Origin of the sequence: Atribacter sp. (assembly GCF_035418125.1) — a bacterium.
Lineage (GTDB): Bacteria > Atribacterota > Atribacteria > Atribacterales > Atribacteraceae > Atribacter > Atribacter allofermentans.
Genome location: NZ_DAOLQM010000012.1, coordinates 18,712 through 21,249, shown reverse-complemented (window position 1 = coordinate 21,249; position 2,538 = coordinate 18,712). Strand labels below are relative to the sequence as shown.

The window sequence follows — 2,538 nt, the reverse complement described above, 5'->3', positions numbered from 1 at the left end:
AATATTATGCTTCAGGGAGAGGAATGATGAACGTGCAAAAAGAAACCAATGGATTTATACTGAGCGTAAATGGCCCGGTAGTCATTGCTCAAAATCTTTCCGATGCCAAAATGTATGATATGGTTAAAGTTGGAGCCAAGAAATTGGTCGGTGAAATTATCGGGATCCACAATCAAGAAGTTACTATTCAGGTTTACGAAGAAACCGCTGGCCTACAACCCGGAGAACCGGTTGAGACGACTCATGAACCTTTGAGTGTCGAACTTGGCCCCGGTTTAATATCCAACATTTTTGATGGAACTCAGCGACCTCTTGAAATCATCTTAAAATCCTCTGGAAACTTTATCGCACGAGGAGTAGAAGCATCAGCTTTGGATCGGAATAAAAAGTGGGATTTCAAACCCCTGGTTACCAACGGTACTCAGGTCCAAGCCGGTGATATTATTGGAGAAACTCAGGAAAGCACCACCATTGTTCATAAGGTCATGATTCCTCCAGGAATTTCAGGAACTTTAGTTGAAATAAAAACCGGATCCTTTACGGTTGTCGAGCCAATTGCCACCATCCAAACTAATGGAGGAGAGAAAATATCGATTACCATGTTACAGCGTTGGCCGGTTCGAACTGGTCGCCCCTTTGCCAGTAAGCTCATTTTAGAAGAACCTCTTATCACTGGCCAGCGAGTTATTGACCTCTTCTTTCCCATCGCCAAGGGAGGAGTTGCTTGCATCCCAGGACCCTTCGGAAGTGGTAAAACCGTAGTACAGCATCAGCTGGCCAAATGGGCTAATGCCGATGTCATCGTATTCATTGGATGCGGAGAACGGGGAAACGAAATGACCGACGTTTTGATGGAGTTTCCCGAGTTAATCGATCCCTATACCGGTGAACCTTTGATGAAAAGAACGGTACTAATCGCCAACACTTCGAACATGCCGGTTGCTGCCCGTGAAGCTTCAGTTTATACCGGTATTACCATTGCCGAGTATTACCGAGACATGGGTTATAACGTTGCTCTGATGGCTGATTCCACCTCCCGATGGGCAGAAGCCATGCGAGAAATTTCCGGACGTTTAGAAGAAATGCCTGGAGATGAAGGTTTCCCAGCCTATTTAGGAAGCCGAATAGCCAGTTTCTATGAAAGAGCTGGAAAAGTGAAATGCCAAGGTTCTGATGACCGCTATGGTTCGCTCAGTGTTATTGGAGCAGTTTCACCTCCAGGTGGAGACCTTTCCGAGCCAGTCACTCAAAACACCCTTCGAGTGGTGCAAGTGTTTTGGGGATTAGAAGATAAACTGGCTTATAAACGGCATTTCCCTTCAATCAACTGGCTGCAAAGTTATTCAATTTATGTTCAAAACTTAGAAGCCTACTGGAAGCAAAATGTCGCACCTGATTTTGCCCAATTACGCAGTGAAGCCTTGCGCCTTCTCCAGCAGGAAGCCGAATTAGAAGAAATTGTTCGTCTGGTTGGCGTAGAGTCGCTTTCATTTAAAGAGCGTTTTGTTTTGGAAATTACCCGCTCTATTCGAGAAGACTTCTTACAACAGAATGCATTCGTAGATATCGATACCTTTACCACTTTACGAAAACAATACTTAATGATGAAAGTGATTTTGAGTTATTACCAAGAAGGTATGAAAGCTCTTGATCAGGGATATTCTCTTAAAGAAATTCTTGCTATACCGGCTCGAGAACGAATTGCCCGGATGAAATTTGTCCCTGAAGAAGAATTATCGAAAATAGAAAATTTAATTATAGAAATTCAAGATCAAGTAAAAGCCAAAATGAGGGGGGAGGTTGAAAGTAATGTATAAAGAGTATTTAACCATATCTGAAGTAAGCGGCCCCCTATTAACCATTGAACAGGTAACTGATGCTCGTTATATGGAAATCGTTGAAATTGAGCTTCAAGACGGCTCTCGTAAACGGGGTCAGGTGCTCATGACCACCAGTAACCAAGCTCTGGTTCAAGTTTTTGAAGGAACCGAAGGAATTGGTATTGGTCAAACCCGGGTGAAATTTTTAGGGCGAGTCATGGAATTACCGGTATCTCCTGACATCTTGGGACGAATCTTCAATGGTTCTGGTTTTCCTATCGATAACGGACCCGAGATTTTTCCTGATGCCCGCTTAGATATCAACGGGAACCCAATGAATCCAGTAGCTCGAGACTATCCCATCGATTTTATCCAAACTGGAGTATCAGCCATTGATGGACTGAACACCTTAGTAAGAGGGCAAAAACTACCGATATTTTCTGGTTCTGGACTTCCTCATGCCCGTTTAGCTGCTCAAATTGCTCGACAGGCTAAAGTGTTGGGAGAAACCGAAACCTTTGCGGTAGTCTTTGGTGCTTTAGGAATTACCTTTGAAGAAGCGAATTATTTTATTTCAGAGCTTCGTAATACCGGTGCTATCGAACGATCAGTTCTTTTTATCAACTTAGCCAATGACCCGGCGGTCGAACGAATCATTACTCCCCGTATGGCCCTGACCGCTGCTGAATATCTGGCCTTTACTATGGATATGCAAGTG

Annotated in this window: 2 protein-coding genes; both read left to right on the top strand. The window is 43.8% G+C overall.

The features are described from left to right. Positions 1–26: 26 nt before the first annotated feature. On the top strand, positions 27–1,817 hold the full coding sequence (locus tag PLK24_RS01800; RefSeq protein ID WP_502876036.1) for a V-type ATP synthase subunit A: 1,791 nt from the start codon (positions 27–29) through the stop codon (positions 1,815–1,817). Further along, positions 1,810–2,538: V-type ATP synthase subunit B (locus PLK24_RS01795; protein ID WP_324476027.1), on the top strand; the 729-nt coding region annotated here is incomplete at its 3' end. The genes PLK24_RS01800 and PLK24_RS01795, both read left to right, overlap by 8 nt.

Bases quoted from the DNA above. Each gene is read 5' to 3' on its own strand.
- PLK24_RS01800 (WP_502876036.1), top strand. From the start codon at position 27: ATGAACGTGCAAAAAGAAACCAATGGATTTATACTGAGCGTAAATGGC.